This is a genomic window from Cerasibacillus quisquiliarum, assembly GCF_014202495.1.
Taxonomy (GTDB): domain Bacteria; phylum Bacillota; class Bacilli; order Bacillales; family Amphibacillaceae; genus Cerasibacillus; species Cerasibacillus quisquiliarum.
Genome location: NZ_JACHHA010000003.1, coordinates 206,626 through 228,596 on the forward strand (window position 1 = coordinate 206,626; position 21,971 = coordinate 228,596).

Here is a 21,971-nt window from a genome sequence, read left to right on the forward strand (position 1 = left end):
GCAAAATTACAAAAAAGATGTATGATAGAGATAGTTTATAAAGGAGGCTATGCCATGAGTGATAGAAAGCAAGCTTTAGATAAAGCATTACGAGACATAGAGAAACAATTCGGTAAAGGTTCCATCATGAAATTAGGTGAGGAAGCAAATACGAAAATTGAAACAATTCCTAGTGGATCGTTAGCATTAGATGTTGCATTAGGTATTGGTGGTTATCCACGAGGCCGTGTAGTAGAAATTTATGGACCTGAATCATCAGGTAAAACGACCGTTGCACTTCATGCAATAGCAGAAGCACAAAAGCTAGGCGGACAAGCTGCATTTATCGATGCCGAGCATGCATTGGATCCAAACTACGCAAAAGCTTTAGGAGTAAATATAGAGGAGCTCTTGTTATCACAACCAGATACGGGAGAACAAGCTTTAGAAATTGCAGAAGCATTAGTCCGCAGTGGCGCGATAGACATCATTGTCATAGACTCTGTTGCCGCACTCGTCCCTAAAGCAGAGATTGAAGGAGAAATGGGAGATTCTCATGTCGGTTTACAAGCCCGGCTCATGTCCCAGGCTTTAAGGAAATTATCAGGAGCAATAAATAAATCAAAAACAATAGCAATCTTTATTAACCAAATCCGTGAAAAAGTCGGTGTCATGTTTGGAAATCCGGAGACGACACCTGGTGGTCGCGCACTTAAATTCTACTCATCTGTTCGTTTAGAAGTACGACGTGCGGAAACATTAAAGCAAGGAACAGATATGGTCGGGAACCGTGCACGTATTAAAGTGGTGAAAAACAAAGTCGCTCCGCCGTTTAAGCAAGCTGAAGTAGATATTATGTATGGAGAAGGAATATCTAAAGAAGGTGAATTACTTGATATTGGTTCTGATTTAGATATTGTTCAAAAAAGTGGTGCTTGGTATTCATATGATGGAGAAAGGCTCGGGCAAGGTCGAGAAAATGCAAAACAATTTTTAAAAGAAAATCCTGATATGTTAGATGAAATCCATCAAGCGATTCGCAAACATTATCAACTAGATGATGAAATTGAATCAGATGAATCAGTTGAAGAAGTTGAAGAGATGAATCAAGCAACACTAGATGTCTAATATAACTTTTAAGAGGTATTTCTATTTTAACGACATACATTGAGACCGAACAGAAAAAGGATTGAATCAGTGTAAAAGATTGATTCAATCCTTTTCTTTATAGTTTTATATACAGGACTGTATGTGAAAGTTGAAGTTTATCACTAAAAGATAGTTATGATCACAATACTTGTGAAGATTTCTTGACAATCATACAATTGACAATTAAAATTGAATATGTATAATTATATGTTTTAAATTATACATGCTGTATTTTTATTTATTGAATATGGTACATGCCGACAATATGAATTTTTAACAATTTTATAGCAATAGGAGGTGAGAACCGTGGACCATCCCTTAATCATCTCCATTTTGCTTGCCTTGTTCCTGATCGTCGGTATTGTTGTTGGTTATCTAATTCGTAAAAAAATTGCTGAAGCTAAAATTTCCAGTGCTGAAACACTGGCCAAACAGATACTTGAAGAAGCAGATCGTAATGCAAAGGCGGCTAAAAAAGAAGCTCTTTTAGAGGCTAAAGATGAAATATATCAATTACGCCAAGAAACTGAGAAAGAGTTACAAGTACGTCGTGCGGAACTGCAAAAGCAGGATAACCGTCTCATGCAAAAGGAGGAAAATCTAGATAAAAGAAGCGAAACGCTAAATAAGCGAGAGCTGATGTTAGAGGAGAAAGATACTTCACTAACAGAAAAACAACAACAAATTGAAGAAATGGAAAGCAAAGTGGAAGCTCTAATTGCAGAACAAGAGACTAAGCTTGAAGAAATTTCTGGATATACGACTGAAGAAGCAAAACAAATCATACTAAAGCGGATAGAAAAAGAATTACGTCATGAATCAGCCGTGATGATTAAAGAAACAGAAAACCGTGCACGTGAAGAGGCCGATAAAAAAGCTAAAGAAATTTTATCTACGGCGTTGCAACGCTGTGCAGCCGATCATGTCGCTGAAACAACGGTATCTGTCGTCAATTTACCTAATGACGAAATGAAAGGCCGTATTATCGGACGAGAAGGCCGTAATATTCGCACATTAGAAACACTTACTGGTATTGATTTAATTATTGATGATACACCTGAAGCTGTGATATTATCTGGTTTTGATCCAATTCGAAGAGAAATTGCTCGATTAGCATTGGATAATCTCGTTCAAGACGGACGCATTCATCCGGCGAGAATTGAAGAAATGGTAGATAAAGCTCGTCGTGAAGTCGATGAGTATATTCGCGAAGTTGGTGAAGAGGCAACCTTTGAAGTCGGTGTACATGGATTGCACCCTGATTTAATTAAAATTCTCGGTCGTTTGAAATATCGGACAAGCTATGGTCAAAATGTTTTAAAGCATTCAATTGAAGTAGCCCATTTATCCGGGCTTTTAGCTGCTGAACTGGGAGAAGATGAAACACTAGCTAGAAGAGCAGGACTACTTCATGATATTGGGAAAGCAATAGACCATGAAGTAGAAGGTAGTCATGTTCAAATTGGTAAGGAACTAGCTATTAAATATAAAGAACACGAAGTTGTAATCAACGCGATCGCATCACATCACGGTGATGAAGAGCAAACATCTATTATCTCAGTTCTAGTTGCTGCGGCAGATGCTTTATCTGCGGCAAGACCTGGCGCTCGTAGTGAATCGTTAGAAAACTATATAAAGCGATTGGAAAAACTAGAAGCCATTTCTGAATCATTCCCAGGGGTAGAAAAATCATATGCGATTCAAGCAGGACGAGAGATTCGCATTATCGTTAAACCTGACGAAATTGATGACGATGCTTCGATCCATGTCGCTCGAGATATTCGTAAACGAATTGAAAAAGAGCTTAATTATCCAGGTCATATAAAAATCACGGTTATTCGTGAGACCCGAGCTATTGAATATGCAAAATAAAGGGATTTAAAGCGGAGAGTGTTCTCCGCTTTTTTTATACTTTTTGACAAGATAATTATGTTATGAAAGACTATACTTACTATATACTTTAGGATGATAGAAATGAACATACTATTCATAGGAGACGTTGTTGGTTCTCCTGGTAGAAAAATGGTGCAAGAATATTTACCAAAATTAAAAAATAAATTTCGTCCCCATTTAACAATTGTAAATGGAGAAAATGCAGCAAGTGGAAAAGGAATAACTGAAAAGATTTACAAGCAAATGTTAGAATGGGGTGCACAAGTCATCACAATGGGAAACCATACATGGGATAAAAAAGAAGTGTTTGACTTTATTGATCACGCTAAGTATATGATTAGACCCGCTAATTTTCCCGAGAATAATCCAGGAAAAGGAATTGTATATATTAATATTAACGGAACTGAAGTGGCTGTCATTAATTTGCAGGGCAGAACTTTTTTACCGGCTATTGAAGATCCATTTAAAAAGGCAGAGCAATTAGTTCATGAAGCAAGAAAAAGGACTCCATTTATTTTTGTAGATTTTCATGCCGAAGCTACGAGTGAAAAACAGGCTCTTGGCTGGTATTTAGATGGTAAAGTGAGTGCTGTTGTAGGTACACATACACATGTTCAAACAGCAGATGAGCGTATCCTGACAAAAGGAACTGCGTATATTACAGATGTCGGAATGACAGGCCCTTACGACGGCATATTAGGTGTACAGAAAGAAATCATATTAAGACGCTTTCTTACTAATTTGCCCGCTCGTTTTAATATTGATGAAAAAGGCCGTAATCAATTAAATGCCGTTTTCGTAACGCTTGACAAAGAAACTGGACTAGCAACTGATGTTAAACGTATTTCTATTACCCCTGATCGTCCTTTTTTAGATTGAGTATTTGAATTTTGTGACTACTTCGTTCATAATAAGGTAATAAGAAATCATTTATTAGAATAGAATAGGGTAAGAAAGATATTAGCAAATGAGGAGGTACTAGGAATGGAAATATTAAAAGTTTCAGCTAAATCAAATCCAAATTCAGTAGCGGGTGCACTTGCAAATGTATTACGGGAACGTGGATCAGCAGAGATACAAGCTATTGGTGCGGGAGCTTTAAACCAATCCGTCAAAGCAGTAGCCATTGCTAGAGGTTTTGTTGCCCCAAGTGGAGTTGATTTAATCTGTATTCCTGCTTTTACTGATATTATGATTGACAACGAAGAGCGTACAGCTATTAAATTAATTGTAGAACCTAGATAAAGAGATAAATAGTATGAATGTAAAGACAATGCCATGGCATTGTCTTTTTTATTTTATTACTACATGAACATCTGTTGTTTATTTATTGATTAACCTTTATACTATTGTAATGGAAACAAATTATTTATACGAACTCGTTTTTTAAGAAAGGAGTAGAAAAATGAACGAACAACAACGCAAAGAGCAAGCGCAAATTAAACAAGTCGAAGTGGCACCGGACCAAAAATCCGTACAACAAAAGCCGCTTCATGAAAAAACAACCGCAGACTTTGCTAAATATTTTGAAACAACATATAAGCCACCGAATATTAATAAAGCACGCAAACGGGGAAGAGAAGAAGTAAAGGTTCATTATGATTTTAATATCCCAGAAGATATGAGACAAATTGGACGTGGGAAGAAGTTTTTAATTCGCACATACGGATGCCAAATGAATGAGCATGATACAGAGGTTATGGCAGGTATTTTAACAGAAATGGGTTATGAGGCGACAACTGTAACAGAAGAAGCGGATCTTATTCTTCTTAATACATGTGCTATTCGTGAAAACGCTGAAAATAAAGTTTTTGGTGAAATCGGCCATCTAAAGCCTTTAAAAACAGAAAACCCTGATTTAATTCTTGGTGTATGTGGATGTATGTCGCAACAAGAGTCAGTTGTCAATCGGATTATGCAAAAGCACCAACATGTCGATTTAATTTTTGGGACACATAATATTCATCGTTTACCACATTTATTAAAAGAAGCGATGTTTGGCAAAGCTCAAGTTGTAGAAGTATGGTCCAAAGAAGGAGATATTATTGAAAATCTTCCTAAAGTTCGTCACGGTAAGATTAAAGCATGGGTTAATATTATGTATGGTTGTGATAAATTCTGTACGTACTGTATCGTTCCAATGACACGTGGGAAGGAGAGAAGTCGTCGCCCAGAAGATATTTTACAAGAAGTGCGCCAACTAGCAGCAGAAGGTTATAAGGAAATCACACTTCTTGGACAAAATGTTAACGCATATGGGAAAGATTTTGAAGATATTGATTACCGATTCGGTGACTTAATGGATGATATAAGAAAAATTGATATTCCACGTGTCCGATTTACAACATCTCATCCACGTGATTTTGACGATCATTTGATTGAAGTTCTAGCTAAAGGTGGAAATTTACTTGATCATATTCACTTGCCTGTTCAGTCAGGAAGTAATGAGATTTTAAGAAAAATGAATCGGAAGTATACACGAGAAGAATTTTTAGAGCTCGTGCGTAAAATTAAAGAAGCAATCCCAAATGTAACACTTACGACAGATATCATTGTCGGCTTTCCTAATGAAACAGAAGAGCAATTTCAAGAGACATTATCATTAGTTGAAGAAGTAGGTTTTGAATCAGCCTATACGTTTATTTATTCACCACGGGAAGGAACACCAGCTGCACGGAAAAAAGATGATGTCACAGAAGAGGAGAAGAAAGATCGTTTATATCGTCTTAACCATCTTGTGAATCAACAATCTCGTGAAGCGATGAAAAGATATCAAGGCCAAGTCGTTAATGTTCTTGTAGAAGGTGAGAGTAAAAAAGACCCTGATGTTTTGGCAGGTTACACTGAGAAAAATAAACTAGTTAACTTTAAAGGTCCTAAAGAAGCAATCGGTCAAATTGTTCCGGTTAAAATAACTGAAGCTAAGACATGGTCATTAGATGGTGTTATGGTTGAAGAAAAATCATTAGAGGTGAATTAAATGTCACAATATACGCGTAAACAAGTACTTGACCAAGCAAAGAAACTAGCAAATATGATTGCAAATACAGAAGAAATTGAACGTTTCAAAGCCGTAGAAGCAAAAATTAACGAAAACGAAAAAGTTCAATCACTCATGACGAAAATAAAAGCATTACAAAAACAAGCTGTTAATTTACAAGCCTACGGAAAAGAAGAAGCGTTAAAAAGAGTTGAAGAACAACTAGAACGCTTGCAAGATGAATTGGATCGTATCCCTATTGTAGAAGAATTTAAGGAAACACAGATTATTGTGAACGATATTTTACAACTTATTTCAGGTACGATTGCTCGTTCAGTAACAAAAGAAGTCATTGAATCAACTGGCGGTGATGTATTAGCTGGTGAAACAGGATCAAAGTTAAAGAATAGAGATGAGACATCATGTGGTTGTGGTAATTAGTGAAAAGATTCTTAATAAACAAAAGTTGTCTTTGCTCATAAAACAGTAACAAGTAAAAGAAAATTACTTCGTCGGCTTTAGCTCCATATTTAAGTAAGGGAGCTAAAGCCGTTTTCTCTTTCTTGACAGATTTTATTAAAATCGACTCATCTATGTTCTTTTAAAGTCATGTACCGATGAATTTAGAACAATCTTCAAAAGCTATGCACCTTAGGTATTCGCCTTGCATAAAATGACAATGAAAAAAGAGGAGGTAAACAAAAATATGAGCTTTTTAAATAAAGAGTATCGGGAAATTATCACAAAAGCAGTATGTGGTAAAGGAAAGAAGTTTACGAACGAAACACATACTGTAAAACCGCCACAAAAACCATCGAGTATTCTAGGGTGCTGGATAATAAATCATCGTTACCACTCAAAGAAAAAAACGAAAGATTCTGTAGAAGTAAATGGTCATTTCGACATTAACATATGGTATTCCTATCATAATAATACAAAAACAGAAGTTGTAAGAGATCGTGTCAACTATCAAGATATCATTCCTTTATCAATTAAAGATGATCAATCGATTAGCGATGATTTTGATGTTGTTTGTCGAACAACTCAGCAACCAAACTGCTTAGAATGTGAAATAACTGATAAGGGTGATGAAATAAAGGTTGAAACAGAACGTGAATTCATTATACAAGTGATTGGTGAAACGAAAGTCTATGTCAAAGTTGATCCAGAAGGCTATAAATATGTAGATGAAGAAGATCAATGGGATTTTGAAGTCATTGATGAAGAGTTAGCTGACGTCAATCCAGATTTTTTAAATAAAAATGAATAAGACATAACTAAACTTACGGGAAAAATCCTGTAAGTTTGTTTTTTGTTTACCACCATTTGATGCAAATTCTATTTAACATTCATTTTATGTTATAATGACATAACAAAGAAGACTGCTTTGGAGGATCAAATATGACAAACCATACACCAATGATCAAACAATATTTACAAATAAAAGCAGAGCATAAAGATGCTTTTTTATTTTTTCGGCTCGGTGATTTTTATGAGTTGTTTTTTGATGATGCTATAAAAGCTGCTCAGGAGTTAGAAATCACTTTAACAAAACGTGACTCAGGTCAAAAAGAACCAATCCCAATGTGTGGTGTACCTTATCATTCGGCTGAAAATTACATAAAAATATTAATCGATAAAGGATATAAAGTGGCCATATGTGAGCAAGTAGAGGACCCTAAAAAAGCGAAAGGAATTGTCAAACGAGAAGTCATTCAAATTATTACACCTGGGACCGTCATGGAAAGTAGCATGCTAGATGAACGTGATAATAATTATATTGCGAGTTTATCTCATTTTAATGATGGTTCATTTGTGGTTGCCTATAATGATCTATCTACAGGGGAGAATCGTCTTGCGCTATTAACAAACGGTTGGGAGCAAGTTATACATGAACTGTATAATCAACCAATAAAAGAAGTTGTCATTGCCTCGACATTACCAGAAACATATCAAAAACAACTTGCTAACCGTTTACAAGTAACACTTTCTTATGAAGACAATGTCGATTTTAGTGCAGAATATCGTTATTTATGTGAAAACTTAAATGATGAACGGTTAATGCAAGGTTTTAGTCGTTTATTAAATTATATTCAACATACACAAAAACGCTCGCTCGATCATCTGCAACAAGCGAAAATGATTGAACTAAATCGTTTTTTGTCATTAGATATGTATTCTAAACGTAACCTAGAATTAACTGAAACGATTATGCGTAAAGGAAAACGTGGTAGTTTATTATGGGTGCTCGATCAAACTGTGACAGCAATGGGAGCAAGATTACTAAAGAAATGGATTGAGCGTCCATTAATCAATAAACAACATATTGAAAAGCGTTTAAATATTGTGGAAGGTTTTTTAGAAGGCTTTATCGAGCGTGATCAGTTACGAGAAGATTTACGGTCTGTTTATGATTTAGAACGGTTAGCCGGTCGGATTGCTTATGGCAATGTCAATGCGCGTGACTTAATCCAATTGAAACAGTCACTTCAACAAATTCCAAAAATAAAAGAAACAATGTCTCAATTTAATAAAGGAGAAATTCATCAGCTTAAAGAACGGCTTATTTATCCGAAACATGTAGTAGATTTGTTGGAAAGGAGTATTAAAGACGATCCCCCTGTTTCAATTAAAGAAGGCTCATTAATTAAAGATGGCTTTAATGATACGCTTGATCGTTATCGAGACGCTACACGGAACGGGAAAAAATGGATTGCAGAATTAGAAAAGAGAGAAAAAGAAATAACGAAAATACGATCCTTAAAAATAGGTTATAATCGTGTGTTTGGATATTATATAGAAGTAACGAAGCCGAATCTCCATCTGTTACCAAAAGGTAGGTATGAAAGAAAACAGACATTAACGAATGCAGAACGATTTATTACACCCGAATTAAAAGAGAAAGAACAATTGATATTAGAAGCAGAAGAGAAAAGCATCGATTTAGAGTACGACTTATTTATCAGTATCCGTGAAAAGATCAAAGAACATATTCCAGAACTGCAATCATTAGCAGACGCTATTAGTCAGCTAGATGTTTTACAATCGTTTGCAACTGTTAGTGAAGCGAATAACTACGTCCGACCTGACTATGATGAACAAGTATTACACATTAAGAATGGGCGGCATCCAGTCGTGGAAAAAGTGATGCAAGACGGCTCGTATGTCCCTAATGATATTACATTAGATAATGAGACGAATATATTACTCATTACAGGACCGAATATGTCAGGGAAAAGTACGTATATGCGCCAACTCGCTTTAACAATTATAATGGGTCAATTAGGTTGTTTTGTACCTGCTGACAAAGCAAAACTGACTATATTCGATCAAATTTTTACCCGAATTGGTGCAGCGGACGATCTTGTCTCAGGACAAAGTACATTTATGGTCGAAATGTTAGAAGCAAATCATGCATTAAAAAACGCAACAGAAAAAAGTTTAATTTTATTAGATGAAATTGGGCGTGGAACAAGTACGTATGATGGAATGGCCTTAGCACAAGCCATTATTGAATATATTCATGACCATGTACATGCAAAAACATTATTCTCAACCCATTATCATGAATTAACAACATTAGAAACAACATTAAACAAGTTAAAAAATATTCATGTTCGTGCGGAAGAATATGAGGGTAAAGTAGTCTTTTTACATCAAGTAAGAGAAGGTGCTGCTGATAAAAGCTATGGGATTCATGTGGCAAAACTCGCTGAACTACCAGATACATTGATAAAACGGGCAACAGATATATTGAGCGAATTAGAATCACAACCTGAAAAAGAAAATATGCATCAAGCCCAAGGTCAGCTATCATTTTTCGAAGATCCAGATCCAGTCGTTAAACAAAAAGACTCAGCATCAATTCATAAAGAAGAAGCAAAAGTGATCGATGAATTAAAAGAAATAGATTTACTCGACATGACGCCGATCGATGCACTAAATGTACTATATCGCTTACAAAAACGGTTAAAATCATAATAAAATTTAACTTAAGTAAAGGAGGTGCATCAATGGCAATTATTCAAATGCCAGAATCATTAGCAAATATGATTGCCGCTGGTGAAGTTGTTGAACGCCCTGCATCAGTTGTGAAAGAATTAGTAGAGAATAGCATTGACGCAAATAGTTCATGGATTAAAGTCGAACTAAAAGAAGCGGGTATTCAGGAGATAAAAGTTACAGATAATGGTGATGGTATTTCTGATACAGATTGTGAAAAGGCGTTTCTACGCCATGCAACGAGTAAAATAAAAGATGAAAATGATTTATTCCGTGTTCATACACTAGGTTTTCGTGGTGAAGCTCTAGCTAGTATCGCTTCGGTTAGCCGGCTAACACTTAAAACATCAACCGGTGATAAAGCGAGTACATACCTAGTATTAGAAGGTGGGCAAATAAAAGAGAAAAATATTAGTGATGCTAGAAAAGGTACAGAAATAACAGTGAAAGACTTATTTTTCAACACGCCTGCTCGCTTGAAATATTTAAAGACGCTTCATACAGAATTAGGTCATGTAACAGACGTTATGAATCGACTTGCTTTTTCACACCCAGATATTCGTTTTGATGTCACACATAATGGAAAACAATTATTCCAAACATCTGGTTCAGGGGATTTATTACAAGTTATACGTGATGTGTACGGCATGAATGTAGCAAAAAGCATGTTACCAATTAAAAAGGAGACACTGGACTTTTATATCACAGGCTATATCGGCAAGCCCGAGATAACCCGTTCAAATAGAAACTTTATGACGATTATTGTAAATGGTCGTTATATCAAAAACTATTTACTCACTCAATCTATTATTCGAGCTTATGATACACTACTTATGATTGGACGTTTTCCTATTGCAGTTATTTCAATAGAGATGGATCCGTATCTCGTTGATTTTAATGTTCATCCTGCGAAGCTAGAGGCAAGGTTTAGTAAAGAGAAAGACTTAATGATTGCGATTGAAAAAGTTATAAGAGAACAATTTCAAAAAGAAACATTAATTCCTACTATACGGTCAAAACCGACTAAAACCCAATCAATCCAATACAAAATGGATTTTCCAGTTAACGAAAGCAAACAAATTCCTCTTATTCAGGAATCTAAGCAACCGACAATTGACCTTGTTAAACATCATGAAGTTAATAAGAAAGAACAAGCAGCGAAAGAGAAAGAAAAGCCAACAAACGATATAGCTACTAATGAATTACCTACTCGTTTGAATGCAAATACCATGACTGAAAATGTAGAACAACAAAAACACCGGGTACCATCTATGTATCCAATCGGCCAATTACATGGGACATATATTTTGGCACAAAACGAGACAGGTCTATATATGATAGATCAGCATGCTGCCCAAGAGCGTATCAAGTTTGAATATTATAAGAAAAAACTAAGTCAACCTGATTCAATGGTTCAAGAGCTGTTATTACCACTAACATTTGAGTTTTCCAAACAAGAGGCTATTTTTATTAAAACATATCAGGAAAAACTACAGGAAATAGGACTGTTTTTCGAACCGTTTGGTGAGCAAACTTTCGTTATTCGGTCTTATCCAAGTTGGTTTCCAGAAGGATATGCAGAGCAGGTGATTCGTGAGATTGTGGACCAAGTGATTGAACAAGGAAAGGTTGATATAGCATCACTTCGCCAAGACATGGCAGCTTTGATGTCATGTAAACGATCAATTAAGGCAAACCATTATTTAAATCAAGATGAAATGTTTCAGTTATTAGAAGATTTAAGAAGTACGACAGATCCATTTACATGCCCACATGGTCGTCCGATTATCATCCATTTTACGACTTATGAAATTGAAAAAATGTTTAAACGTATACAATAATGTATAATCATGTATGAATCGGTTCAAACTATGTTCATAGTAGGAGGCGATTCATAGATGGATAATCAAAAATTAATTCATTATCTTAATCAATTACTTTCTAATCAGTTTGTTATGTATGTCAAATTACACCGATATCATTGGTACATACAAGGAAGTCACTTTTTCCAATTACATGATTTATTTGAAGAAATGTATGAACAGTTTGCTAAACAGCTTGATGAAACAGCTGAACGCATATTAATGATTAACGGTAAACCTTTGGCAACGATGGCGTCATACATTAAAGAAGCATCACTTGTTGAAGCATCAGCTGATGATAAAGAGAAAGAAATACTGATGCAACTACAGGACGATCTCAATCAGTTAATAACAGAAATTCATGATCTCGGATTACGAGCAGCGCATGATAATCGAGATGAAGTGACGATTGATATGTTAATCGGTTTCCAACAGTATTATGAAAAGATGCTATGGATGTCAAAAGCTTACTTACATCAGTTATGAGGAATTACAATATTAGGGGAATAAATATGAAGCCTAAAATCGTCGTTATCGTCGGTCCTACAGCTGTAGGAAAAACAAAATTAAGTATCGAAATAGCTCGAGCCTTTAACGGAGAAATCATCAGTGGCGATTCTATGCAAGTTTATCGGGGAATGGACATTGGAACAGCCAAAATATCAAAAGAAGAAATGGCTGGCATTCCACATTATATGCTAGATATAAAAGAACCTGATGAAGCATTTTCAGTCGCAGATTTTAAGCAATATGTTCATTCATATATCACTCACATCGATTCCAAGTCAAAGTTACCGATCTTGGTCGGTGGGAGTGGTTTATATATTCAAGCAATTCTATATGATTATCAATTTACAAATCATAAACGAAATATGGCTTATACAAAGAAATTAGAAGAGCAAATTAAACAGGAAGGCATTACTAAAATCTATGAACAATTAAAAAACATCGATCCAGAACAAGCTAAAAAAATTCATCCGAATAATCATCGACGTGTTATTCGTGCATTAGAAGTATATCATCAAACAGGTAAAACTATGAGTCAATTAATAGAAGAGCAAGAACAGAAAACATCTCCTTATGATCCTATAATAATAGGTTTGGAAATGGAACGTGAACTTTTATACGAACGAATCAACAAACGTGTTGATCAGATGTTAGAAGATGGATTATTAGACGAAGTTTATTCACTTTATAAAAATGGCTATGAAAATACTCAAGCGATGCGTGCCATTGGCTATAAAGAATTTATTCCTTATTTTAAAAATGAATATGATTATAAACGTGCTGTAGAACTCTTAAAAAGAAACTCAAGACGCTATGCTAAACGCCAGTTTACATGGTTTAAAAATAAAATGAAAGTGAATTGGTATCATATTCATCCAGAAAAGTTTGATGAACAACTTCAAATCATTTTAGAAGATTTAGCAGGAATATTAAAAGATAAGTAGAATTAATTATATATAGAGAAAAAGAGGAGGAAAATATTATGGCACAGACTGGTAATATTCAAGACCATTATCTAAACACGTTAAGAAAGGAACATGTACTCGTAACTGTATTTTTAACCAATGGCTTTCAATTGAGAGGCGTCATCAAAGCTTTTGATAATTTTACAATTTTACTAGAAACTGAAGGTAAACAACAACTTATTTTCAAACATGCGATATCTACTTTTGCACCCATTAAAAATATTTCCATAGATTAATGATTAAGTGAACACGTCTGTGTTCACTTTTTACTTTAAACAATAATGGGCGATTGTCACCCTTTTTCGCATCTAACGTATAATGTTGGTGACTAGGGGTGATGATGTGACTACAAGAGTAACAAATAACAAAATTGGTCAAATTAATATCGTACTTGATCCACATAATAGCAGAGGGTTAACAAAAAATAATCATCGCTATAATGGGAAAAATCCATTTTCAAAAATTGAAACAGCTTTTAATTCTGTTATCGGCATGAGTCAACTAAAGAAAAGGATTAAAGAAATATATGCAACAATCGTTATTAATCAACGGCGCTACGAATCAGGACTTCAATCAAAGAAGCAAGTTTTGCATATGTTATTTAAAGGTAATCCAGGAACAGGAAAGACAACTGTAGCTAGAAAACTAGCTACATTATTTAAAGAAATGAACCTTTTATCGAAAGGTCATTTAATTGAAGTAGAAAGAGCAGATTTAGTCGGTGAATATATCGGGCAGACCGCTCAAAAGACAAGAAAATTAATCCAACAAGCATTAGGCGGTATATTATTTATTGATGAGGCCTATGCATTAGCTCGTGGTGGAGAGAAGGATTTTGGTAAAGAAGCCATCGACACATTAGTAAAACAAATGGAAGATTATCAACATGACTTCGTTCTCATCCTTGCAGGGTATCCAAACGAAATGGACCATTTTTTATTACAAAATCCTGGCTTACAATCAAGATTTCCGTTTATACTTAATTTTCCAAACTATACAGCTCATGAATTATTAGGGATTGCCAAACAAATGATTGAAGATAGAGAATATAAATTAACCAAAGAGGCAGAGTGGAAACTGCATATGTATTTAACAGATCAATTAAAAAAAGATAAAGCAAATTTTTCAAACGGAAGATTAGTACGTAATCTGATAGAAGATGCCATTAGGAATCAGGCGTTAAGGTTAATTTATCAGGCGAATTGTTCATTTGATCAACTCATTACAATTGAAGCAGAAGATATATTATTTGATAAAAACCGTGATACTTCTTTGTAGATTCTTTCAATCTTTGCTATGATATCATCAGTTTAATGGATATAGAAAGAAGAGGTTAAGATATGACCAAAGAGAAAGTAATTATTATTGCAGTTAAACAACAAGAACAGCCATTAGAGCAATTTAATTCATCCTTAGAAGAATTGGTTTCACTTACTGATACGGCTGGTGGGGTCGTTAAGCAAGTGATGACACAAAATCGAAATCATATACATCCAGCCTTTTATATTGGAACGGGAAAAATTCAAGAAATTAAGCGTGAAATTGAAGCACATGAAATTGATCTTGTTATTTCGAATGATGAGCTTTCTCCCGGTCAATTACGTAATTTAGAAGGTCATTTTAATGTTCGGGTAATTGATCGCAGTCAGTTAATACTTGATATTTTTGCTAGTCGTGCGAAAACGAAGGAAGGTAAATTACAAGTTGAATTAGCTCAGCTTGAGTATAATTTACCCCGTTTACGTGGAAGAGGAATTCAACTGTCGCGACTAGGTGGGGGGATAGGCACAAGGGGCCCAGGAGAAACAAAGCTAGAAACAGACCAACGTTATATTCGACAACGTATTCACGATATAAAGAGGCGTTTAACACTTGCGGATAAACAACGTCATCTCTATCGTCAGCGAAGAAAAAGAAATGATGTATTTCAAATAGCGATTGTAGGATATACGAATGCTGGAAAATCGACGCTGTTTAATCAATTAACAGATAGTGCTTCTTTACAGGAAGATAAACTATTTGCCACTTTAGATCCTCTTACTCGGCAAATTAGATTGCCATCGGGTATGAACGCATTAGTGACGGATACGGTTGGCTTTATTCAGGATTTACCTACTACTTTAATTGCAGCATTCCAGTCTACATTGGAGGAAGTTACGGAAGCTGACTTTATTTTACACGTTATCGATGGATCACATCCTAATATGGAACAACATCAAGATACTGTTCACCTACATTTGAAAAAGTTAGGTGCTGAACAGATCCCAGTATTAACTGTTTACAATAAAAAAGATAAATTCACAGAAGATTTGATACCGATGGCACAGCCTGCCATTATAATTAGTGCATATGAATCAGAAGATCTAAAGAATTTATTGTTAAAAATAGAAGCTGTCTTGAAACAAATTTGGGAACCATTTACAATAGCATTAGAACCTGATCAAGGTTCGTTATTAAATCGGATTTTACATGAAACGATCGTTGTGGAGAAACAATTTAACGAACAGAGTAACGAATATATTCTATCTGGCTATATGCGTGAAGATTCTCCACTAAATAGAATCAAAGGAGATACGAAAACATGATAGAAACAATAGTAGCCCAAGCAGAAAAAGATATTCAAGAAAAACATCATGAAATAAATGAAATTGTTGAATATAATCAAAGACGCGTCTTAGAAGCCTTTCGCAATAATAGAGTGAGTGACAGTCATTTTCAATCGACAAGCGGCTATGGTTATAATGATATGGGGCGTGAAGTTCTAGATCAAGTATATGCCGATGTATTTGGTGCAGAAAGTGCTATCGTAAGACCACATTTCGTATCGGGTACACATGCGATATCAACAGCGCTTTTCGGTGTATTACGTCCAGGTGATGAATTATTATATATTACTGGCAAACCATATGATACGTTAGAAGGTGTTATCGGAACATCGACCGAACACTTTTCAGGTTCATTAAAAGAGTTTGGCATCCATTATAATGAAGTTCCGTTAAAAGCTGATGGAACGATTGATTATGAAGGTATTAAGCAAGCAATCCATGATCGAACACGTGTCATTGGTATTCAACGCTCTAAAGGATATGATAATCGCCCTTCTTTCTTAGTGAAAGAAATTGAAGAAATGACTCGGTTTGTTAAAGAAATTAATCCTGAGCTTATCGTCTTTGTTGATAATTGTTATGGTGAGTTTGCGGAAAAACTTGAGCCAACTCATGTGGGAGTTGATTTAATGGCCGGATCATTAATTAAAAATCCTGGTGGTGGTATTGTACGTTCTGGAGGTTATATTGTAGGAAAAGAAAAATGGGTCGAACAATGTGCTAATCGCTTAACAGCTCCTGGTTTAGGTGACGAGATGGGAGCGACTTTTAATATGCTTCAAGAAATGTTTCAAGGGTTCTTTTTAGCCCCACATGTTGTTGGGGAAGCGTTAAAAGGAGCTGTGTTTACATCTCGCTTTCTCGAGCTTATGGGATTTGAAACAACACCTAATTTTAAAGCACAACGTACAGACTTAATCCAATCTGTCACTTTTGATACAAGTGAACAAATGATTGCTTTTTGTCAAATGATCCAAAAAAATTCACCTGTTGATGCCTATGTCTTACCTGTGCCAAGTGAAATGCCTGGATATGATGATGAAGTCATCATGGCTGCTGGTACATTTATTCAAGGTTCAAGTATTGAATTGTCAGCTGATGGTCCTGTCCGTCCACCTTATACAGCTTATGTTCAAGGAGGACTTACTTACCATCATGTTAAAATTGCCATTATTGACGCAGTAAAACATATGCTTGAGAAAGGCTATGTCAATCCATTTAATTAGAAATCCGCCCTACGATGAAGGGCGGATTTTTTATTGGATTTGTCGATACAGCCCGATGACTTTTCCTAAAATAGATACATTTTCAAAAATAAGTGGTTTCATGGAGGCATTTTCAGGTTGTAGACGAATATGATCTTTTTCTTTATAGAATCGTTTGACAGTAGCTTCATGATCTTCGGTCATAGCCACGACAATTTCACCGTTTTCAGCAGTGTTTTGTTGTTTCACAATCACATGGTCCCCATCCAAAATACCTGCCTCAATCATACTATCACCATCAATAATCAATATAAATAATTGATCATCTGGACTTGCAGCAGAATTCGGAACAGGTACAAACTCCTCAACATTTTCGATAGCTGTAATCGGTAATCCAGCCGTTACTTTACCAATAACTGGTGCATAACGAGCTTTGTCTTTTGGAATTTGATTATCCGCTGATTGATCTAATATCTCTATAGCACGTGGCTTAGTTGGATCTCTACGAATATAGCCTTTTTTTTCTAAACGTGAAAGATGACCGTGAACAGTTGAACTTGAAGCAAGACCTACAGCCTTAGCAATTTCCCGTACAGAAGGTGGGTATCCCTTTGTTTGTACTTCGCTTTTAATAAAATTTAAAATAGCGGATTGTCTCTTTGACATTTTAGTCATTATCTATCCACCTCACTCATATAGATTTATCAATAGTCTATCATTTTATAAGTATGAAAGCAAACATTCGTTCTAAAATCTATTGACAGGAACGATTGTTCTGGTATAATCATAATGGAACATAAGTTCTTATGAGAAGGAGTGAGAAATATGTTTGAAAAATTATTTAGAACAGATTTGATTTATGTTATTATGTTCATTATTTCTTTAATCTTTTTATATTTCTCTTTAATCACAGCGTAATCATATTCTCTTAAGTTAAATAGACAGTTCGAACACTATGATATAATGATATATGTGTAGAGAAATAAACATAAGTAATAAATGATGGTTGTGGTATACATTTTACTTCGATAGAATTTTATGCTTAGAAGTAATGAGTTATTTTCTAAGGGGATTATCAATGAAAGCTATTATTTATTGTCGTGTGAGCACAGATAAAAAGGCTCAAGAGACATCTTTAATGAGGCAGGAACAGGAGTTAACTGAGTTAGCTAAACAACTCGGCTTTAACGTTATTGATCTTATTAAAGAAAAAGCCAGTGGTTATGATATTGAACGGGAAGGCATATTATATATTTTACAATTATTTTCCGATAAGAAAGCAGATTGTCTTCTTGTTCAAGATGAAACACGTTTAGGACGTGGAAATACAAAGATTGCATTATTACACCAATTGAATAAATTAAACGTCACTGTTTACACTGTCATGCATAATGGAAAATTAGAAGTCTCTGAAGCTGATTCGATGGTTTTACAAATTGTTAGTATTGTAGAAGAATATCAAAGACAAATTCACAATGCTAAAATTAAGCGTGGTATGAAACGAGCGATTGCCAATGGATTTCATCCAGAAAAGAACCTTTCTAATCGTAATAAAGCTCCTGGACGTGAGCGTAAAGAATTCCCGATAGAAGAAGTCATCAAATTACGTGAGAAGAAATTAACTTTTGAAGAAATTGCTCATACTTTAAAAGGTTTAGGTTATAATGTGTCTAAGGCGACCGTCCACCGAAGATATCAAGAATATCGAAAGACTTGAATCGATAAGTAGATACGCGTATGATAAAAAAGCAAGAGTTACTATACTCTTGTTTTTTTATCATAATCTAAATAAATGAATGTCCTTATGAATGAGGTGATATAAATGTTAGACAAAAATAAAATTGATCGAATAAATGAGTTAGCAAGAAAGGAAAAGAAAGAAGGTTTAACAAAGATAGAGAAGACAGAACAACAAAAATTAAGAAAAGAATATCTCCAAAATATTCGTCAATCGTTTAAAAACCAACTGAAATCAATGACCATTATCGATCCAGAAGGAAAGGATGTCACACCACAAAAAGTTCGTGACCTACAAGAACGTAGTCGCAAACATTAAAGAAAATTCATTGAATTGTTAAAACCATTCGTGTTATAGCTTTCGTCACTTATTAATACTTGTCGTATATTCGAATTCATTATAATATGAAGGATACAAGGTTATTATCGTACTAGAAAGGGGTTTATCTAATGGACATCGAAAAACAATCTGTAAATGCGTTACGTACACTTTCAATCGATGCTATCGAAAAAGCAAATTCTGGTCACCCAGGCCTACCGATGGGTGCGGCTCCAATGGCTTATGTGCTCTGGACTGATTTCATGAATCATAATCCAAAAAATGCTTCATGGTTTAATCGTGATCGTTTTGTGTTATCGGCTGGACATGGTTCAGCGTTATTGTATTCTTTACTTCATCTTTCTGGCTATCAAGTTACAATTGATGACTTGAAAAACTTTCGTCAATGGCAATCGAATACACCTGGTCACCCAGAAGTGTTAGATACAGACGGGGTAGAAGCAACGACAGGACCTTTAGGACAAGGGATTGCCATGTCGGTCGGTATGGCTATGGCAGAAGCTCATTTAGCTGGAAAATATAATAAAAAAGATTTTTCAATTATTGATCATTATACATATGCTCTTGTGAGTGATGGCGATTTAATGGAAGGAATATCTCATGAAGCAGCATCTTTAGCAGGACACTTAAAATTGCATAAGCTCATTGCTTTATACGATTCTAATGACATTTCATTAGACGGTGAATTAAACCAAGCATTCTCGGAAGATACTTCTAAACGCTTCGAATCATATGGTTGGCAAGTTTTACGAGTTGAAGATGGAAATGATCTTGAAGCGATACGTGAAGCTCTTCAATTAGCAAAACAGAATAAAGAACAACCTACATTAATTGAAGTTAAAACTGTGATTGGTTACGGTTCTCCAAATAAAGCGGGTTCTTCTCAATCACACGGATCACCTTTAGGTGCTGAAGAAGTCGAGTTAACAAAATCATATTACGGCTGGGAACATGAGCCGTTTGAAGTGCCACAAACGGTTTATGATGATTTTAACAAAAAAGTGGTTGAAAAAGGCAAAAAGCTTGAAGAAAGTTGGAATCAATTATTTAAAGCGTATAAAGAAAAGTTCCCAAAAGAAGCAAATGAATTAGAACGAGCAATTGTGGGAGAGCTACCAGACAAATGGGATAAAAACTTGCCGAGCTTTCATACAAATAAAGACATACTAGCAACACGCGCGGCTTCCGGCAAATTGATTAATGCAATAAGTAAAACTGTTCCATATTTTTTCGGTGGAAGTGCAGATTTGGCCAGCTCTAACAAAACAATGATGGTTGATGAAGACGATTTTTCTTATAAAAATTATGCAGGAAGAAACGTTTGGTTTGGTGTACGTGAACATGCAATGGGTGCTGCCTTAAATGGGATGGCTTTACATGGAGGTTTAAAGGTTTTCGGAGGAACATTTTTTGTATTTAGTGATTATCTACGTCCTGCTATTCGTATGTCAGCTTTAATGCATACACCAGTAACATATGTGTTCACACATGATTCAATAGCAGTTGGTGAAGACGGTCCAACACATGAACCGATTGAACAGCTTGCTTCATTACGAGCTATGCCGAATTTGTCAGTTATTCGCCCAGCAGATGGAAATGAAACACAAGCAGCTTGGCGTTTAGCACTTGAATCAAAAAATAAACCGACAGTTCTTGTACTAACACGTCAAGATTTACCAACTCTACCTTCAACTAAAGAAATAGCATATGAAGGGGTAAAACGAGGTGCCTATGTGATTGGACCGAGTAACAAAGATAAACCAGATGCCCTAATCATTGCAACTGGATCTGAAGTTCAACTCGGATTAAAAGCCCAACAACTATTAAGAGAAAAGGACATTGATGTATCTGTTATAAGTATGCCTTCATGGGATCGTTTTGAAGCACAAGATGAAGCATATCGAAATAAGGTTCTTCCGAAAGATGTCACAAAAAGGGTTGCCATAGAAATGGGTTCAACTTTAGGGTGGGAGCGATATACAGGTACGTATGGTGAGATTTTAGGAATTGATCGCTTCGGTGCATCGGCTGAAGGAACGAAACTTATAAAAGAATTTGGATTTACGAAAGAACGTGTTGTTGAGACAGTAGAACGATTAGTAAAAGAAAATTAGGCTTTATTAGAGAAAGAACATACACGTGATCTTTCGACAAAATTAGTTAAATAGAGTAGACAGTTACTGACAATTTATTCCTTCTCTATTATATATAATTGAATATATAATAGAGGAGGAGATTCAATGATGCGTATATATTCTATTTATTGGATCAAGGAAACGTTTACTAAACATTTCTTCTATAAAAGTGATATCGTATACAGATTTATTAAAACATATCACGCTACGAAACGAGATGATTTAGTCAAACAGTTTCATTATATCACTCATTCTTTTTCACAAACGAAGGTCCATTCACAGCTTAACAAGCACTTATCGAATAACTATCAGATTCAATATGAAGGAAATAGTATTATGATTTCATCATCAGATAAAACAATTACACTGTATATCTTTGAGAAATACATTGTATTGTATTGTCAGTCACTAGCTGACGCAGAGACAATCTTGTTTCCGATTTTTCGTCTATTGGATTTTAATTTCTTTATTTTAAGTCATACACATCATCATTTCGGTTGGATGTCTTCGCTTATGGATAAAAAAGACAAAATAAGTCGAAATGAAGTATTGTATTCCTAGCATGAATCAACTATACTGGACTAGGAACAACATGAAGGAGGAAATGTTTT

Annotated in this window: 20 protein-coding genes; 19 read left to right on the top strand and 1 reads right to left on the bottom strand. The window is 35.2% G+C overall.

From position 1 onward, the window contains the following. Positions 1 to 54: 54 nt before the first annotated feature. The 15 genes from recA (at position 55) to HNQ35_RS05645 (ending at position 17,169) form a co-directional block, all read left to right on the top strand. Positions 55 to 1,107, top strand: a complete 1,053-nt coding sequence (gene recA / locus HNQ35_RS05575) for a recombinase RecA (protein ID WP_146935814.1) — start codon at positions 55 to 57, stop codon at positions 1,105 to 1,107. A gap of 327 nt (positions 1,108 to 1,434) precedes the next feature. Then, a complete protein-coding gene (rny, locus tag HNQ35_RS05580) occupies positions 1,435 to 3,000 on the top strand; it encodes a ribonuclease Y (RefSeq protein ID WP_146935816.1) in 1,566 nt (521 codons plus the stop codon). A 102-nt stretch (positions 3,001 to 3,102) separates the two neighbouring features. Beyond that, positions 3,103 to 3,900 (top strand): TIGR00282 family metallophosphoesterase, encoded by a 798-nt coding sequence (locus tag HNQ35_RS05585; protein WP_146935818.1) that lies wholly within the window; start codon positions 3,103 to 3,105, stop codon positions 3,898 to 3,900. 105 nt (positions 3,901 to 4,005) lie between these two features. Continuing rightward, positions 4,006 to 4,266 carry a stage V sporulation protein S gene (locus HNQ35_RS05590; RefSeq protein WP_146935820.1) on the top strand — a complete coding sequence of 87 codons (261 nt, stop codon included), beginning with the start codon at positions 4,006 to 4,008 and terminating at the stop codon, positions 4,264 to 4,266. Positions 4,267 to 4,426: 160 nt separating this feature from the next. Continuing rightward, positions 4,427 to 6,001, top strand: coding sequence for a tRNA (N6-isopentenyl adenosine(37)-C2)-methylthiotransferase MiaB (gene miaB, locus HNQ35_RS05595; RefSeq protein ID WP_146935822.1), 1,575 nt, complete (start codon positions 4,427 to 4,429; stop codon positions 5,999 to 6,001). Continuing rightward, entirely contained in the window at positions 6,002 to 6,442 is a 441-nt protein-coding gene (locus HNQ35_RS05600; protein ID WP_146935824.1) for a YlbF/YmcA family competence regulator, read from the top strand. It begins immediately after the preceding gene. Positions 6,443 to 6,707: 265 nt separating this feature from the next. Continuing rightward, positions 6,708 to 7,271 (top strand): outer spore coat protein CotE, encoded by a 564-nt coding sequence (cotE, locus tag HNQ35_RS05605; protein ID WP_146935826.1) that lies wholly within the window; start codon positions 6,708 to 6,710, stop codon positions 7,269 to 7,271. Between the two features lie 131 nt (positions 7,272 to 7,402). Beyond that, positions 7,403 to 9,982: a DNA mismatch repair protein MutS gene (gene mutS, locus HNQ35_RS05610; RefSeq protein WP_146935828.1), complete on the top strand. Its 2,580-nt coding sequence runs from the start codon at positions 7,403 to 7,405 to the stop codon at positions 9,980 to 9,982. A 32-nt stretch (positions 9,983 to 10,014) separates the two neighbouring features. Next, positions 10,015 to 11,844 (top strand): DNA mismatch repair endonuclease MutL, encoded by a 1,830-nt coding sequence (mutL, locus tag HNQ35_RS05615; RefSeq protein WP_146935830.1) that lies wholly within the window; start codon positions 10,015 to 10,017, stop codon positions 11,842 to 11,844. Positions 11,845 to 11,901: 57 nt separating this feature from the next. Next, complete coding sequence (locus HNQ35_RS05620; protein ID WP_146935832.1) at positions 11,902 to 12,351, top strand: Dps family protein; 450 nt, start codon at positions 11,902 to 11,904, stop codon at positions 12,349 to 12,351. Positions 12,352 to 12,377: 26 nt separating this feature from the next. Then, positions 12,378 to 13,316, top strand: coding sequence for a tRNA (adenosine(37)-N6)-dimethylallyltransferase MiaA (gene miaA / locus HNQ35_RS05625; RefSeq protein ID WP_146935834.1), 939 nt, complete (start codon positions 12,378 to 12,380; stop codon positions 13,314 to 13,316). 38 nt (positions 13,317 to 13,354) lie between these two features. Next, positions 13,355 to 13,573 (top strand): RNA chaperone Hfq, encoded by a 219-nt coding sequence (gene hfq, locus HNQ35_RS05630; RefSeq protein WP_146935836.1) that lies wholly within the window; start codon positions 13,355 to 13,357, stop codon positions 13,571 to 13,573. 106 nt (positions 13,574 to 13,679) lie between these two features. Further along, positions 13,680 to 14,615 (top strand): stage V sporulation protein K, encoded by a 936-nt coding sequence (gene spoVK, locus HNQ35_RS05635; protein WP_246118038.1) that lies wholly within the window; start codon positions 13,680 to 13,682, stop codon positions 14,613 to 14,615. 62 nt (positions 14,616 to 14,677) lie between these two features. Continuing rightward, entirely contained in the window at positions 14,678 to 15,922 is a 1,245-nt protein-coding gene (hflX, locus tag HNQ35_RS05640; RefSeq protein ID WP_146935840.1) for a GTPase HflX, read from the top strand. Continuing rightward, complete coding sequence (locus HNQ35_RS05645) at positions 15,919 to 17,169, top strand: methionine gamma-lyase family protein (protein WP_146935842.1); 1,251 nt, start codon at positions 15,919 to 15,921, stop codon at positions 17,167 to 17,169. Before hflX ends, HNQ35_RS05645 begins: the two co-directional genes overlap by 4 nt. A gap of 30 nt (positions 17,170 to 17,199) precedes the next feature. Here HNQ35_RS05645 and lexA read toward each other — a convergent pair whose 3' ends face one another. After that, complete coding sequence (gene lexA / locus HNQ35_RS05650; RefSeq protein ID WP_146935843.1) at positions 17,200 to 17,823, bottom strand: transcriptional repressor LexA; 624 nt, start codon at positions 17,821 to 17,823, stop codon at positions 17,200 to 17,202. A 403-nt stretch (positions 17,824 to 18,226) separates the two neighbouring features. On the opposite strand from lexA, the gene HNQ35_RS05655 reads away from it, so the two are divergent. The 4 genes from HNQ35_RS05655 to sirA all read left to right on the top strand — a co-directional run bounded on the left by HNQ35_RS05655 (position 18,227) and on the right by sirA (position 21,921). Further along, positions 18,227 to 18,865 (top strand): YneB family resolvase-like protein, encoded by a 639-nt coding sequence (locus tag HNQ35_RS05655; protein WP_146935845.1) that lies wholly within the window; start codon positions 18,227 to 18,229, stop codon positions 18,863 to 18,865. Between the two features lie 105 nt (positions 18,866 to 18,970). Then, positions 18,971 to 19,204 (top strand): DUF896 domain-containing protein, encoded by a 234-nt coding sequence (locus tag HNQ35_RS05660; protein ID WP_146935847.1) that lies wholly within the window; start codon positions 18,971 to 18,973, stop codon positions 19,202 to 19,204. A 131-nt stretch (positions 19,205 to 19,335) separates the two neighbouring features. After that, positions 19,336 to 21,339 carry a transketolase gene (gene tkt, locus HNQ35_RS05665; protein ID WP_146935848.1) on the top strand — a complete coding sequence of 668 codons (2,004 nt, stop codon included), beginning with the start codon at positions 19,336 to 19,338 and terminating at the stop codon, positions 21,337 to 21,339. Between the two features lie 126 nt (positions 21,340 to 21,465). Beyond that, entirely contained in the window at positions 21,466 to 21,921 is a 456-nt protein-coding gene (gene sirA, locus HNQ35_RS05670; protein WP_146935850.1) for a sporulation inhibitor of replication protein SirA, read from the top strand. Positions 21,922 to 21,971 lie beyond the last annotated feature (50 nt).

Excerpts from the sequence above, each read along its gene's own strand:
- HNQ35_RS05655 (WP_146935845.1), top strand. The coding sequence starts at position 18,227 with ATGAAAGCTATTATTTATTGTCGTGTGAGCACAGATAAAAAGGCTCAA.
- HNQ35_RS05585 (WP_146935818.1), top strand. The coding sequence starts at position 3,103 with ATGAACATACTATTCATAGGAGACGTTGTTGGTTCTCCTGGTAGAAAA.
- miaB (WP_146935822.1), top strand. The coding sequence starts at position 4,427 with ATGAACGAACAACAACGCAAAGAGCAAGCGCAAATTAAACAAGTCGAA.
- HNQ35_RS05660 (WP_146935847.1), top strand. The coding sequence starts at position 18,971 with ATGTTAGACAAAAATAAAATTGATCGAATAAATGAGTTAGCAAGAAAG.
- mutS (WP_146935828.1), top strand. The coding sequence starts at position 7,403 with ATGACAAACCATACACCAATGATCAAACAATATTTACAAATAAAAGCA.
- tkt (WP_146935848.1), top strand. The coding sequence starts at position 19,336 with ATGGACATCGAAAAACAATCTGTAAATGCGTTACGTACACTTTCAATC.
- HNQ35_RS05620 (WP_146935832.1), top strand. The coding sequence starts at position 11,902 with ATGGATAATCAAAAATTAATTCATTATCTTAATCAATTACTTTCTAAT.
- lexA (WP_146935843.1), bottom strand. The coding sequence starts at position 17,823 with ATGACTAAAATGTCAAAGAGACAATCCGCTATTTTAAATTTTATTAAA.
- HNQ35_RS05590 (WP_146935820.1), top strand. The coding sequence starts at position 4,006 with ATGGAAATATTAAAAGTTTCAGCTAAATCAAATCCAAATTCAGTAGCG.
- recA (WP_146935814.1), top strand. The coding sequence starts at position 55 with ATGAGTGATAGAAAGCAAGCTTTAGATAAAGCATTACGAGACATAGAG.
- hflX (WP_146935840.1), top strand. The coding sequence starts at position 14,678 with ATGACCAAAGAGAAAGTAATTATTATTGCAGTTAAACAACAAGAACAG.
- miaA (WP_146935834.1), top strand. The coding sequence starts at position 12,378 with ATGAAGCCTAAAATCGTCGTTATCGTCGGTCCTACAGCTGTAGGAAAA.
- cotE (WP_146935826.1), top strand. The coding sequence starts at position 6,708 with ATGAGCTTTTTAAATAAAGAGTATCGGGAAATTATCACAAAAGCAGTA.
- sirA (WP_146935850.1), top strand. The coding sequence starts at position 21,466 with ATGATGCGTATATATTCTATTTATTGGATCAAGGAAACGTTTACTAAA.
- HNQ35_RS05645 (WP_146935842.1), top strand. The coding sequence starts at position 15,919 with ATGATAGAAACAATAGTAGCCCAAGCAGAAAAAGATATTCAAGAAAAA.
- HNQ35_RS05600 (WP_146935824.1), top strand. The coding sequence starts at position 6,002 with ATGTCACAATATACGCGTAAACAAGTACTTGACCAAGCAAAGAAACTA.
- hfq (WP_146935836.1), top strand. The coding sequence starts at position 13,355 with ATGGCACAGACTGGTAATATTCAAGACCATTATCTAAACACGTTAAGA.
- mutL (WP_146935830.1), top strand. The coding sequence starts at position 10,015 with ATGGCAATTATTCAAATGCCAGAATCATTAGCAAATATGATTGCCGCT.